At 62.4% G+C, this 12977-nt stretch carries 11 protein-coding genes; 4 read left to right on the top strand and 7 right to left on the bottom strand.

The window, feature by feature from the left end; genetic code table 11:
* Positions 1–90: 90 nt before the first annotated feature.
* From ACXAHG_RS01320 to ACXAHG_RS01310, 3 genes are all read left to right on the top strand, one after another.
* Positions 91–2055, top strand: coding sequence for a heme lyase CcmF/NrfE family subunit (locus ACXAHG_RS01320; RefSeq protein ID WP_475055512.1), 1965 nt, complete (start codon positions 91–93; stop codon positions 2053–2055).
* A gap of 5 nt (positions 2056–2060) precedes the next feature.
* A complete protein-coding gene (locus tag ACXAHG_RS01315; RefSeq protein ID WP_475055618.1) occupies positions 2061–2534 on the top strand; it encodes a cytochrome c-type biogenesis protein in 474 nt (157 codons plus the stop codon).
* Positions 2535–2644: 110 nt separating this feature from the next.
* Positions 2645–3424, top strand: coding sequence for an enoyl-CoA hydratase-related protein (locus ACXAHG_RS01310; RefSeq protein WP_475055510.1), 780 nt, complete (start codon positions 2645–2647; stop codon positions 3422–3424).
* Between the two features lie 45 nt (positions 3425–3469).
* Here the strand turns inward: ACXAHG_RS01310 and ACXAHG_RS01305 are convergent, their stop codons facing one another.
* The 3 genes from ACXAHG_RS01305 to gltX all read right to left on the bottom strand — a co-directional run bounded on the left by ACXAHG_RS01305 (position 3470) and on the right by gltX (position 7442).
* Positions 3470–4330, bottom strand: a complete 861-nt coding sequence (locus ACXAHG_RS01305) for a calcium-binding protein (protein WP_475055509.1) — start codon at positions 4328–4330, stop codon at positions 3470–3472.
* A gap of 288 nt (positions 4331–4618) precedes the next feature.
* Positions 4619–5914, bottom strand: a complete 1296-nt coding sequence (gene gltA / locus ACXAHG_RS01300) for a citrate synthase (protein WP_475043139.1) — start codon at positions 5912–5914, stop codon at positions 4619–4621.
* Between the two features lie 127 nt (positions 5915–6041).
* Positions 6042–7442: a glutamate--tRNA ligase gene (gene gltX / locus ACXAHG_RS01295; protein WP_475055508.1), complete on the bottom strand. Its 1401-nt coding sequence runs from the start codon at positions 7440–7442 to the stop codon at positions 6042–6044.
* A gap of 79 nt (positions 7443–7521) precedes the next feature.
* Between gltX and ACXAHG_RS01290 the strand changes: the two genes are divergently transcribed.
* Positions 7522–9585: a ComEC/Rec2 family competence protein gene (locus ACXAHG_RS01290; RefSeq protein ID WP_475055506.1), complete on the top strand. Its 2064-nt coding sequence runs from the start codon at positions 7522–7524 to the stop codon at positions 9583–9585.
* On the opposite strand, the gene lexA is transcribed toward ACXAHG_RS01290, so the two are convergent.
* The 4 genes from lexA to moaC form a co-directional block, all read right to left on the bottom strand.
* Positions 9579–10286 (bottom strand): transcriptional repressor LexA, encoded by a 708-nt coding sequence (gene lexA, locus ACXAHG_RS01285; RefSeq protein WP_475043144.1) that lies wholly within the window; start codon positions 10284–10286, stop codon positions 9579–9581. The two genes, ACXAHG_RS01290 and lexA, sit on opposite strands and share 7 nt — an antisense overlap.
* Before the next feature lie 145 nt (positions 10287–10431).
* Entirely contained in the window at positions 10432–11604 is a 1173-nt protein-coding gene (locus tag ACXAHG_RS01280) for a molybdopterin molybdotransferase MoeA (RefSeq protein ID WP_475055505.1), read from the bottom strand.
* Entirely contained in the window at positions 11601–12500 is a 900-nt protein-coding gene (locus ACXAHG_RS01275; protein ID WP_475043148.1) for a GIY-YIG nuclease family protein, read from the bottom strand. The genes ACXAHG_RS01280 and ACXAHG_RS01275 overlap by 4 nt, the downstream gene beginning before the upstream one ends.
* Positions 12501–12971, bottom strand: coding sequence for a cyclic pyranopterin monophosphate synthase MoaC (moaC, locus tag ACXAHG_RS01270; RefSeq protein WP_475055504.1), 471 nt, complete (start codon positions 12969–12971; stop codon positions 12501–12503).
* Between the last annotated feature and the right edge of the window lie 6 nt (positions 12972–12977).

The following is a 12977-nucleotide window of genomic DNA, read 5'->3' as shown; positions in this document are numbered from 1 at the left end:
GGCGTGGCGCGGCGTTTGCCATTGGCCCTGCCACCAGACAGGCGTATAGGAAAACCCATCCCTGAAGCCCATGCATGGACAGACCGGCACATGATCACAGAACTCGGACATTTCGCCCTAATTCTCGCCTTCATGATTGCCATCGTGCAGGCGGTTATCCCCTTGATCGGCGCCCATAAACGCTGGCCCGGCTGGATGGCCGTGGCGGAACCGGCTGCACAGGCGCAATTCCTGTTCACCGCCTTTGCCTTCGGTGCACTGATGTGGGGCTTCATTACCTCCGATTTCTCGCTGAAGCTGGTGATGCTGAACAGCCATTCGGCCAAGCCGATGCTGTACAAGATCTCCGGAACCTGGGGCAACCATGAGGGCTCGATGCTGCTGTGGGTGCTGATCGTCAGCCTGTTCGGCGCCATGGCCTCGGTCTTTGGCGGCGGTCTGCCGCCGACGCTGAAGGCACGGGTGCTGTCGGTTCAGGCCGCCATCGGCGTGGCGTTCTTTGCCTTCATCCTGTTCACCTCCAACCCGTTCCTGCGGCTGACGGTGCCGCCGTTTGACGGCCAGGACCTGAACCCGCTGCTGCAAGATCCGGGCCTCGCGTTCCACCCGCCGTTTCTCTACCTTGGCTATGTGGGCCTCAGCATGGCGTTTTCCTTTGCCGTTGCCGCCCTGATCGAGGGCCGCGTCGACGCCGCCTGGGGCCGCTGGGTGCGGCCCTGGACGCTGGCGGCCTGGGTGTTCCTGACTATCGGCATCGCGCTGGGGTCCTGGTGGGCCTATTACGAATTGGGCTGGGGCGGTTTCTGGTTCTGGGACCCGGTTGAAAACGCCTCCTTCATGCCTTGGCTGCTGGCGGCTGCGCTGCTGCATTCCGCCATCGTGGTGGAGAAGCGCGAGGCGCTGAAGAGCTGGACCATCCTGCTGGCGATCCTCGCCTTCGGCTTCTCGCTCATCGGCACCTTCATCGTGCGCTCCGGCATCATCACCAGCGTGCACGCCTTTGCCAACGACCCGGAGCGCGGGGTGTTCATCCTCTTCATCCTGGCCTTCTTTACCGGCGGCGCGCTGACGCTGTTTGCCGCCCGCGCCCAGGCGATGGAGGCCAAGGGGCTGTTCGGCACGGTCAGCCGCGAAACCGCGCTGGTGGCCAATAACATCCTGCTAGCGGTCAGCTGCTTTGTGGTGTTCTTCGGCACTGTTTGGCCGATCGTGGCGGAGATGGTTTTTGCCCGCAAGCTGAGCGTCGGCCCGCCGTTCTTCAACTCTGCTTTCACGCCGTTCATGGTGGTGCTGGGGCTGCTGCTGCCGGTGGGTGCCATGCTGCCCTGGAAACGCGGGCGGATCGGCCGGGTGGCCTGGCAGCTGCGCTATGTGTTCCTGCTGGCGGTGTCGCTGGGTGTCTTGGCCTGGGCACTGCAGACAGGACGTTCCGCACTGGGTCCGGTGGGGCTGTTCCTCGGCTCCTGGATGGTCTTTGGTGCGCTGGCTGACCTGTGGCTGCGCAGCGGTAAATCGAACCGCCTTGGCCGTATGCTGCGGCTGCCGCGGGCGGACTGGGGCAAGGCCGTGGCCCATGGCGGCCTGGGTATCACCATCTTTGCCATTGCGGGTTTGACCGCTTGGGAACAGGAGGATATCCGCGTCGCCCGTATCGGCGACCCCTTCGACGTGGGCGCCTTTACCCTGGTGCTGCAGGATGTGAGCCGCGAGCAGGGGCCGAACTATTTCACCACCAAGGGCCGGGTCGAAGTCACCCGCAACGGCCGCCCCGAGGCGGTGATGTTCCCGGAAAAACGCGACTATCCGGTTGCCAAGATGCCCACCACTGAGGCGGCGATTGATTACCGCGTGACCCGTGACCTTTATGTGGTGCTGGGCGACCAGCAAGCGGACGGCAGCTGGACCATGCGGACCTATATCAAGCCCTTTGCCAACTGGATCTGGGCGGGCTGCATACTGATGTCGCTTGGCGGTCTCCTCAGCCTCAGCGACCGGCGCTTCCGGGTGGCGGCAGGGGCGCGCAAGACACCATCGGCGGGAGTGCCAGCGGAATGAAACAGATGCGTCTTCTGATCCTGGCCCTTGCGGCGCTGATGGCTGCGGCCGTGTTCTCCCCGGCGCCTGTGCTGGCGGTGGAACCGGATGAGGTGCTGGAGGACCCGGCGCTGGAGGCCCGCGCCCGCGACCTGTCCGAGGGCTTGCGCTGCCTGGTCTGCCGCAACGAGAGCATTGATGAATCTAACGCTGACCTGGCCCGCGACCTGCGCGTCCTGCTGCGAGAGCGGCTGGTGGCCGGTGACAGCGACCGTGAGGCAATTGACTTCGTCGTCGACCGTTATGGCGAGTATGTGCTGCTGAAACCCACGGCCTACGGTGCCAACCTGCTGCTTTGGGCGGCGGGTCCCTTGATGCTGCTGGCGGCGCTGGTGATCGGTGTCTTCTATGTCCGCGGCCGGGCTCGCACGCCAAGGGCGTCAGAACAGACTTTGAGCGCCGACGAGCAGGAACGTCTCAGGAAAATCCTGGAGGATTGACGCCGGGTCTGGCTTTCCGGCCCGCTCGCTTTGCGTCACCATGCCTGCCAACCGGCTGCGCTTGCGGACAGATCGTGCGGCCCAAGGCTGTTTTTAGATAGGGCTCTCCCATGGAATACAAAGAAATCCTGTTTTCGCTGCAGGACGGGCTGGCGGTTATCACGCTGAACCGGGAGGCGCGCAAGAACGCGCTGACCAGCCGGATGCGGGCGGAGATCACCCACGCGATGCGGCTGGCTGCGGGCGAGGCGCGGGCGGTGGTGCTGACTGGCGCGGGCGATGCTTTCTGCTCCGGCCAGGACCTGAGCGATGCAGGCAGCACCGGTGGCGCGCTGGATCTGGAGCGCACGCTGCGCGATGAATACCTGCCGATGCTGCAGGCGATCTATGATTGCCCGGTGCCGGTAGTGGCTGCGGTCAATGGCGCTGCAGCCGGAGCCGGCGCCAACCTGGCGCTGGCGGCGGATGTGGTGATTGCCTGCGAAAGTGCGTTTTTCATGCAAGCCTTCACTAGGATCGGGCTGATCCCCGACGCCGGCGGCACCTGGTTCCTGCCGCGCCAGATCGGCCTGGCCAAGGCGATGGGGGCAGTGCTGTTTGCCGACCGCATCAGTGCGCAGCAGGCGAGCGACTGGGGCATGATCTGGGAAGCGGTGCCGGACGCGGAGTTCGACGCCCATTGGCGCGCGCGTGCAGCCTATCTGGCGAGCGGCCCCAGCAAGGCCTTTGCCGCCACCAAATCCGCCCTGCGCAAAAGCTATGGCCGGAGCCTGGCAGAGCAGCTGTCGGAAGAGGCGCATTTGCAGGGCCAATGCGGCAAGACCCGGGACTTCCTGGAAGGCGTCACCGCCTTCATGGAAAAGCGCCCCGCGAAGTTCGAGGGGCGCTGACGAGCTTTGCCTCGTTTCGGAGAAACCGGGACGGGGCAATAGCTGCTACAGTAGCGCTTGCGAAGCAACCAGCCTGACATGTGCTTGCACAGTAAAGCGGCCACCTGTGTCATTGATCCGCATGACGGCATCACCATCGGCATACAAGATGGAGTCCTGGCCGCCTGTACCGTTGGATTCGGTTTCTACAGTCAGCTCCGGGGGCTGCTCACCTTCCGGGAAATAGTAGAACAGCGCGTCTTCGTCCAAATCAAAGTCAGTCACTGCCGCAGCTGAGTTTCCCTCTGCCCAGTAGCCAGTCACGAAATCATTGCTGCCGCCGCCGCCGGTCAGGATATCACCATCGCCGGCAATCAAGGTGTCATGGCCGTCTCCGCCGGCGAGAGTATCGCTGACACCATCATCAGATACCGATGAAAACTCAGGTGTGAATCTGACATCCAGTCCGCTTTGGAAATCATCCAGAGCATCTGCCGCCTGATCCTGCGGAACTTCATACATCAGGCCGCCGGACAGGAGATCATCGCCGGCACCGCCGCCGATGCTGTCGGCCCCGGCACCGCCATAAAGGCCGTCGGCGCCGAAACCGCCTGTCAGGGTGTCATTGCCCTGGTCCCCTTGCAGCCAGTCTGCTCCAAGGCTGCCCGAAATTGAATCATCACCGCTGCCTCCAAGAACAACATCCCGGTCTGAGCCGCCGCGCAGCCAATCGTCTCCTTTGCCAGCGCTGATTGCGTCATCTCCGGAACCGCCTAGGATCGTGTCGTTCTGGCTGGTTCCGTTCAACACATCCTGACCATCAGTTCCCGTGATGGCCTCACCTTCAACAGCGGTGTCATCGTCGTTATCATTCAACACTACGGCACCGATAGTGAGGCCTAAGCCAAGCAAAAGAAGAAGTTCCATAAATGCATCCTAAAGTTTCAGCCGGCCAGAACAGCAAGGACTAGGCCCCAAAGTCTGGTGGTTGCAAAAGGCGTTAATAGTTCCCCTTATTCGGCTGCAGAAATTGAGTCAAATTCTTCCAGTTACTATTTACACCTTTGAAACTTGCGGCGGCCGGCAATGGAATTGTTTCCAAAATGCGTTTGGAAACTGGCGTGCGTGATCGGGACCGAGCCGGTTTCCAGAGGTTCCAGAAAAGGAAAACGCCCCGCGCGGGGCGGGGCGTTTCTGTTTTTTCCTGGACAGTGCTTAGCGCTTTTCGATGTCGACGTAGTCGCGCAGGGTCTCGCCCAGGTAAAGCTGGCGAGGACGGCCGATCTTGTTCTGCGGATCGGCGATCATTTCCTTCCACTGCGAAATCCAGCCCACGGTGCGCGACAGCGCGAAGATTGGGGTGAACATCGAGGTCGGGAAGCCCATCGCCTCCAGGATGATGCCGGAGTAGAAGTCGACGTTCGGGAACAGTTTCTTCTCGATGAAGTAGGGGTCGTTGAGCGCGGTCTGCTCCAGTTCCTTGGCGACCTGCAGCAGCGGGTTGTCCTCGACACCCAAGAGTTCCAGAACCTCGTCCGCGGATTGTTTCAGCACCTTGGCGCGCGGGTCGGTGTTCTTATACACCCGGTGGCCAAAGCCCATCAGGCGGAACGGGTCGTTCTTGTCCTTGGCGCGTTCAATGAATTCGGGAATGCGGTCAACCGAGCCGATTTCCTTGAGCATCTCCAGGCAGGCCTGGTTGGCGCCGCCGTGGGCCGGGCCCCAGAGGCAGGCAATGCCGGCCGCGATACAAGCAAACGGGTTGGCACCGGAAGAAGACGCCAGGCGCACGGTCGAGGTCGAGGCATTCTGCTCGTGGTCGGCGTGCAGGATAAAGATCCGGTCCATCGCGCGGCTGAGGATCGGGTTCACATGGTATTCCTCAGCCGGGACCGAGAAGCACATGTGCAGGAAGTTCGCCGCATAATCCAGATCGTTGCGCGGATAGACGAAAGGCTGGCCGATCGAATATTTATAGGCCATCGCGGCGATGGTCGGCAGTTTGGCGATCAGGCGCACGGCGGCGACCTCGCGCTGCCAGGGATCTGTCACATCCAGCGAGTCGTGGTAGAAGGCCGACATGGCGCCGACCACACCCACAAGGGTTGCCATCGGGTGCGCGTCGCGGCGGAAGCCGCGGAAGAAGTTGAGCATCTGCTCATGCACCATGGTGTGGCGGGTCACACGGGTCTCAAAATCCTCCAGCTGGGTGACGGTGGGCAGTTCACCGTAAAGCAGCAGGTAGCACACCTCCAGGTAGTGGGATTTGGAGGCCAGCTGGTCGATCGGATAGCCGCGGTGCAGCAGTTCGCCCTTGCCGCCATCAATATAGGTGATGGTGCTGTCGCAGCTGGCGGTGGAGGTGAAACCCGGGTCATAGGTGAACACACCTGCCTGCGCATAAAGCTTGCGGATGTCGAGAACATCCGGCCCGGCCGTTGGCGAGAAAATGGGCAGCTCGTAGTTTTCGCCATTCAGGCTGAGCGTGGCAGATTTCTGTGTCTCGGTCATGGATGTCCCTTCCTGTTACAGGCACGAAAGCTGCCGCTTGGGCGTCTTCATGCGGGGCAGCGCCTGCGCGGAGTCGCGCAGGGGTTGTCGTATCAAAACAGGCTTACCCGGGAGTTAAGGACCGGTCTCAGCCTGCTGCGTCTTTGAGCCGGGCGATGGTTTCCTCGCGGCCCAGAATCAGCATCATGTCGAACACCGAAGGCGTTACCGCCCGGCCTGCCAGCGCTGCCCGCAACGGGCCTGCCAGTTTGCCGAACTTGGTATCATGGGCTTCTGCAAATGTGTTCAGAAGCGCCTCCAGATCGTCACGGACCCAGCTAGCATTTTGCAACTGCGGCGTCAATTCTTCCAGTATACCATCGGATACAGAAGTGAGCGCCTTTTCCGCCTTCGCATCCCGTTCAATAGGCCGTGAAGCAAGGATAAAATGCGCTTTTTCAAGCAGTTCGGGGAAGGTCCGGGCGCGGTCCTTGAGGCAATACATCGCAGTTTCCAGCCCCTGTGACTGCGCGTCAGTCAGGGCGGTTTCCCCGGCAGCAGCCAGGTAGGCGCAGATTTCCTGCCGCAGCGCAGCATCATCGCTGACGGCAATGTGCTGGCCGCAGAGGTTCTCCAGCTTTTTGGTGTCGAACCGCGCCGGGCTTTTGCCGATGCCGTCAAAGTTAAACCACTCTTTGGCCTGGCTGTCTGTAAAAAATTCGTCATCGCCGTGCGACCAGCCGAGACGGGCCAGGTAATTGCGCATGCCGGCCGCGGGATAGCCCATAGCCTGGTATTCCTGCGCGCCAAGCGCGCCGTGGCGTTTGGAGAGTTTCTTGCCGTCCGGCCCGTGGATCAGCGGGATATGCGCCCAGACCGGAACCTCCCAGTCCATCGCTTGATAAATCATCATCTGGCGGGCAGCGTTGTTCAGGTGGTCGTCACCGCGGATGACATGCGTGACGCCCATGTCGTGGTCATCAACCACCACCGCCAGCATATAGACCGGGGTGCCGTCGGAGCGCAGCAGGATCATGTCGTCCAGCTGGTCGTTGCGGATGGTCACATCGCCCTGGACCTCATCCTGGATCACGGTCGCGCCGTCCTGTGGCGCCTTGATGCGGATCACGTAAGGCGCGTCCGGGTGGCTGGCTTCATCGGCATTGCGCCAGGGCGAGCGGTAGAGAGTGGACTTGCCCTCAGCCTTGGCCTGATCGCGGAAGGCGGCGATTTCTTCCTGAGTTGCAAAGCACTTGTAAGCCTTGCCTTCCGCCAGGAGCTGTTTCGCCACCTCGGCGTGGCGGTCTGCGCGTTCGAACTGGCTGATCACCTCGCCATCGTGGTCCAGGCCCAGCCATTCCATGCCCTGCAGGATGGCGGCGGTGGCCGCCGGCGTGGAGCGCTCGCGGTCGGTGTCCTCAATCCGCAGCAGGAACTTGCCGCCGCGGCCGCGGGCATAGAGCCAGTTGAACAGCGCGGTACGGGCGCCGCCGATATGCAGATAGCCGGTGGGAGAAGGCGCGAAACGGGTGACAACCGGTTGGGTCATGTGCAGGATTTACCTTTTGGAAACCATGTGAGGCGTAGAGTTTCCGCCTGTCTACCGGGCCAGAAGGCGGGGGGCAAGCATGGGGCTTGGAACTGCAGCCAGCAACGTTCTGCAAGGCCAGCGCGGCAACCTGTTTCCTTGGGTGCCGGTGTTTCTGGGTGCGGGAATCGGCCTCTATTTCAACCTGAAAACTGAACCAGGCATCGTGGCTATTGCCGGTTTGGCTGTTTTCACGCTTCTTCTTGGTGCCTGCGGGCTGATGCGGCGGCCGCTGGCGTTTCTGTGCTGGGGACCGGCGCTGCTGGCAGCCGGGTTGTGCCTGTCTTATGCCCGGGCGCATCTGCCGGCCGCCCCGGTTCTGGACTTCCGCTATTACGGCCCGGTTGAGGGACGGGTAGCGGTGGTAGACCGCTCGCCCACCGATGCGCTGCGGCTGACGCTGGATCGGGTGCGGCTGGGCCGGGTTGCGCCGGGCGATACGCCCGCGCGGGTCCGGATTTCGCTGAAGGGGCACACAGATATACCGCCGCCCGGCGCGCGGGTGATGACCACTGCGCATTTGCTGCCGCCGCAGGGGCCGGTGGAGCCCGGCGGCTTCGACTTCCGCCGCCACGCCTGGTTCAAGCAGCTGGGCGGGCTGGGGTATACAAGGGTACCGGTGCTGCTGGCGGACGCGCCGGGCAGTGAAGTGCCGGTCGAACAGCTGCGCAGGGCGCTGGCGCGGTATCTTCAAAACGCTTTGCCGGGTGAGACCGGCGGGTTTGCGGCCGCTGTAACGGCCGGTGACCGCAGCGGTGTGGGCGAGGAGACGCTAACCGCGCTGCGGCAAAGCAACCTGGCGCATCTGCTGGCGATCTCCGGTCTGCACATGGGTCTCTTGACGGGGTTTGTCTTCACTTCTCTGCGCTGCCTGATGTGCCTGGTCCCCTGGATTGCGCTGTGCTGGCCGGTTAAGAAACTGGCCGCCGCGGCGGCGCTGGCGGCCGGGGCCGGGTATCTGCTGCTGTCGGGTGGCAATGTGGCGACAGAGCGCGCCTTTGTCATGGTGGCGGTGATGTTTGGCGCGGTGCTGCTGAACCGGCGGGCGATCACCCTTCGGGCGGTGGCTGTGGCGGCGCTGATTGTGCTGCTGCGGCGGCCTGAAAGCCTGCTGAGCCCCGGTTTTCAGATGAGTTTTGCCGCCACCGCCGCGCTGGTGGCGGTGTTTGCCGCGCTAAGGGACGGGGCGGTGCCGCTGGGGCCGCGCTGGCTGCGGCCTGTTTTGGCGCTGGTGATCTCCTCGGCAGTGGCGGGGGCGGCAACGGCCCCCTTTGCGGCGGCGCATTTCAACACCATTCCCCATTACGGGCTGCTGGCGAACCTGCTGTCGGTGCCGGTGATGGGCACGGTTGTGATCCCTGCCGCCGTGCTGGCCCTGTGTTTCGCGCCGCTAGGGCTGGAGTGGATCGGGCTGACAGTGATGCAATGGGGCATGGAGTGGATCCTGATGGTGGCCCGGACCGTCTCCGGCTTTGACGGGTCTGTATCGCATGTGGCATCGCCGGGGGCTTGGGTACTGCCGCTGCTGGCCGCCGGGTTTGTTTTTTCGGTGGTTTGGCGGGGGCGGCTCCGTCTGGCCGGGTTGCTGCCTTGCGCTGCCGCGTTTGGGATCTGGTCGATAGCAGAGCGCCCGCACATTCTGATCGCCGATTCCGGCGGGCTGATCGGGGTGATGGGGTCCGAGGGCCGGGCGCTGTCACGCGCCAAGGGGCAGGGGTTCACCGCGCAGATCTGGCTGGAGAATGACGGCGATCCGGCGCCGCAGCCCGCCGCGGCGGCCCGCTGGGAAAACGGACTGGGCAGTTTGCCGGTCTGGCAGGGCGCGGGGTTCCGGCTGGTTCACGCACCGGGAAAGCGTAAACTTGCAGCGGCAAGTAATTGCAAAGACGGGGATATCATCATTTCAACCGTGCCTGGAACAGGCAGCTGCCTGCTGCTCACACCAGAGGTGATGCGGCAGACCGGAAGCCTTGCCCTGAGCCGCGGCGGGAACTTGCTCACGGTGCGGGATGCGGCGGGTGAGCGCCCGTGGACAGACTGGCAGCCTGAGGGACGGGACATCCGCCGCCTTCGGCTGCTGCTGAAGGGCGGGCGCGGTCAGTAAGTGCGGATCAGGCCAACCAGGCGGCCCTGCAGCTGAACCATATTCTCAGGATAGCGGCGGGTTTCATAGGCTGGGTTGGCAGCCTCCAGCGCGATCATGGACCCCTCGCGGAAGTAGCGTTTCAGGGTTGCTTCCTGGCCTTCAACCAAGGCCACCACGATATCGCCGTTGTCGGCTGCAGAGGTTTCGCGGATCACCACGATATCGCCGTTGTTGATACCGGCCTCAATCATCGAGTCGCCCTTGACCTCCAGCGCGTAGTGCTGGCCGGTCGGGGCAATCATGCCGCCGGGCACCGCCACGTGATGCGAAACCTGGCTGATCGCCTCAATCGGGACGCCGGCGGCGATGCGGCCCATAACAGGCAGTTCGACCGCTGCCTGTCGCAGCGGATCTGCCGCCGCGGGTGCAGGCACGGCAGTCTTGGCCTGGCCGCCCTCGATCACCTTGGGCGCAAAGCCTTGCGGCTCAGCTGTGCCGCCAAGGCTTTCGGGCAGGCGGATGATTTCGATGGCACGGGCACGGTGCGGAAGGCGACGGATGAAGCCGCGTTCCTCCAGCGCTGTGATCAACCGGTGGATGCCGGACTTCGACCGGAGATCCAATTCGGTCTTCATTTCGTCAAAACTGGGGGGCACGCCGTCACGCTGCAGGCGTTTGTGAATGAATTCCAGCAGTTGAAGTTGCTTCTTTGTGAGCATCGCCGCTCCCTCCGTGCCTCGTGTTTTCTTTTGTTCTACGCATGTTCACGTTTTGTGTCAACATGGATCTATCTGAAGAATGGCAGCAGCAGGGCCGGAGGCCTGGGCCTCCGGTTTGAGTGTTTGCGCAAAGAAGACGAAGGGGTCAGACAGCGAAGTATTGCACGGTTTCTCCTGCCTGCTGGGCGCGGCCGTTTGGCGGGCGCACCAGAAGGGCATTGGCGCCCGCCAGGATAGTGAGAAGCGAGCTGTCCTGGTTTTCACAGGCCGTCAGCTGACCGTTTTCGACCCGTGCCCGCATGTAATGTTCCCGCGGGCCGTTTTCGCCGAGCGGCTCTGCAAGGGTTGCTTCCTGCAGTTGCTGGGCCGCGGCCGGCAGGCCCAGCATGGTGCGGATCATCGGCGCCAGGAAGACGTGGCCGCAGACCATGGCCGAAACCGGGTTGCCGGGCAGGCCGACCATCGCGGCGCCTGCCATCCGGCCCGCCATCAGCGGTTTGCCGGGGCGCATGGCGACCTTGTAGAAGCTGCGCTCCATCCCAAGATCCTGAGCCACCTTGCCGACCAGATCGTGATCGCCGACAGAGGCACCGCCGATGGTAACGACAAGATCTGCGCCCTCTGCCAGCTCAAACGCGGTGCGCAGGCTGCATTCGGTGTCGCGGGCGATGGGCAGGATGCGGGCGCGGGCACCGAGATCCTCCAGCATCGCCTTGAGGCCAAATGTGTTGGAGGCGATGATCTGATCCGGGCCAGGCGTTCCGCCGGGCATCACCAGCTCGTCGCCGGTGGAGATCAGCGCGACCTCCGGCCGGCGGGTGACGGGGACCGCAGGGATGTTCATCGCTGCCAGCAGGGCGATGTCTGCAGGCGTTAGCAGCCGCGGTGCGCTGACGGTCTGGCCATCGGTGAAATCACCGCCGCGGGGGCGGATATTGTGGTTGCTGCCAGGCGCATCGGTGATGGTGATGAGATCTCCGCTGCGGGTCACATCCTCTTGGATAGCAACGAAACTTGCGCCTTCCGGAACCGGGGCGCCCGTGAAGATCCGCACTGCCTGACCCGCGCCCACACGGCCAGCGAAAGCGTGGCCGGCAGCGGCCTCGCCAATCACCTTGAACATGGCGTGCAGCTCAACCTCGGCGGCGTTGACCGCATAGCCATCCATGGCGGAGGCGGAGAACGGCGGCTGGTCGCGGCGGGCTTGCACGTCGCGAGCCAGGACCCGGCCCGAGGCTTCAGTTAAGGGAACCTCTTCGGTCTCCAGCTGGGAGACCAGAGCCAGAAGATGTGCGCGGGCTTCGCTGACGGGGATCATTTACTACCTCTGAAAATGCGTTCGGCTTCCCAATCTGCGTAGGTTTGTCCTTGGAGTGTTTTCCAAGCAGTTCTGCCATTTGCTGCGCGGCCAGAAATTACTGCGGCTGCTGCCGAAGGACTGGAAAATGCATAGTCTTCGGTCAAAACCGCCGACTGGCCCGAAGGAGTTATTAGCCCGTTTCTCTTAAGATCGTCGTGTATCTTCCAGTAATGTGTATTGTGCCTTCGGTCCCCAACCCAATCTGCCCGAATTTGTGAACCCGCTTGAACAACTATTTCCTGGTTTATCAGAAAAGCACGAGCTTCAAGGTCATGCCTGGGTAGGCGCAATACAAACTCTGGATAGCTAGCGCCTTGAGGTGAGCGCTCGCCCTCTACAAAAAGGCTGCGGCGACCAGTTTGGAACAAGTCAATCTTAATAGCAGGCAACACCATATGCAAAGTTTCCAAAAAGCTTTCCATATTCGCAGTTGCAGCTTCATTCAAACTTGCACCAGAGGGATTATTTCCATTTTCAAGTCGTCTTGAGCCTGAGCTTCTCGCAGCTTCCACCAGCCGGTTTTCCAAATACTTTACGTGCGCCTTGTGAAGAGCATCACCGTGAGTCGTAATAAGTGCAGCGACTTCCCACCAATCCTTTTCGCGAGCGTGTTGAGACAAGCGCTGCGCCATATTTTCGGTTTCACCAATGTAGGCGAGTGGACCAGTGTCATCTTCCCCCAATAGAAGATAAACTCCGGTTTGCTTGGCTTCAGCTCGCACGAGGCCTTCTGCTAAACGGGTTCGCGGGATGCGAAGAACGTGGCCTGTCCAATTGAACATTTCTGCTGTTAACATCCCGTCAGGGTTGCCGTCTACAAAGTACAATTCCAATGACCGGCCCTGAGTGTTCATCTAAGCCTCGTACCTGCCTGATTTCCCGCCATCTTTCAACGTGACGCGGATGCCGCCGATCTGCATCGCCTTATCCACGGCCTTGGCCATGTCATAGACAGTGAGCGCGGCGGCGGAGACGGCAGTAAGCGCCTCCATCTCGACCCCGGTCTGGCCGGTGGTCTTGACCGTGGCCTCGACCCGAACTCCGGGCAGGTCCGGGTCCAGCGTCAGCTCCACCGCGACCTTGGTCACCGGCAGCGGGTGGCAGAGCGGGATCAGATCCGGAGTCTTCTTGGCGCCCATAATGCCGGCCAGCCGGGCCACGGACAGCACGTCCCCCTTCTTGGCGCGGCCTTCGGCAATGATATCAAAGGTTTCTTGTGCCATGACGATGTGGCCCTCGGCGGTGGCGACGCGCGACGTTACCGCCTTGTCCGAGACATCAACCATATGGGCGTCGCCCTTGGTGTCGAAATGTGTGAGGCTCATGGCGCC

Source organism: Leisingera sp. ABD4_442 (assembly GCF_056160905.1).
Note: the sequence above shows the minus strand (reverse complement) of the source record. Positions and strands in the feature narration are given on the sequence as shown.

Excerpts from the sequence above, each read along its gene's own strand:
- gltX (WP_475055508.1), bottom strand. The coding sequence starts at position 7,442 with ATGACCCAACCGGTTGTCACCCGTTTCGCGCCTTCTCCCACCGGCTAT.
- ACXAHG_RS01305 (WP_475055509.1), bottom strand. The coding sequence starts at position 4,330 with ATGGAACTTCTTCTTTTGCTTGGCTTAGGCCTCACTATCGGTGCCGTA.
- ACXAHG_RS01320 (WP_475055512.1), top strand. The coding sequence starts at position 91 with ATGATCACAGAACTCGGACATTTCGCCCTAATTCTCGCCTTCATGATT.
- ACXAHG_RS01315 (WP_475055618.1), top strand. The coding sequence starts at position 2,061 with ATGCGTCTTCTGATCCTGGCCCTTGCGGCGCTGATGGCTGCGGCCGTG.
- moaC (WP_475055504.1), bottom strand. The coding sequence starts at position 12,971 with ATGAGCCTCACACATTTCGACACCAAGGGCGACGCCCATATGGTTGAT.
- lexA (WP_475043144.1), bottom strand. The coding sequence starts at position 10,286 with ATGCTCACAAAGAAGCAACTTCAACTGCTGGAATTCATTCACAAACGC.
- ACXAHG_RS01275 (WP_475043148.1), bottom strand. The coding sequence starts at position 12,500 with ATGAACACTCAGGGCCGGTCATTGGAATTGTACTTTGTAGACGGCAAC.
- ACXAHG_RS01280 (WP_475055505.1), bottom strand. The coding sequence starts at position 11,604 with ATGATCCCCGTCAGCGAAGCCCGCGCACATCTTCTGGCTCTGGTCTCC.
- ACXAHG_RS01310 (WP_475055510.1), top strand. The coding sequence starts at position 2,645 with ATGGAATACAAAGAAATCCTGTTTTCGCTGCAGGACGGGCTGGCGGTT.
- ACXAHG_RS01290 (WP_475055506.1), top strand. The coding sequence starts at position 7,522 with ATGGGGCTTGGAACTGCAGCCAGCAACGTTCTGCAAGGCCAGCGCGGC.
- gltA (WP_475043139.1), bottom strand. The coding sequence starts at position 5,914 with ATGACCGAGACACAGAAATCTGCCACGCTCAGCCTGAATGGCGAAAAC.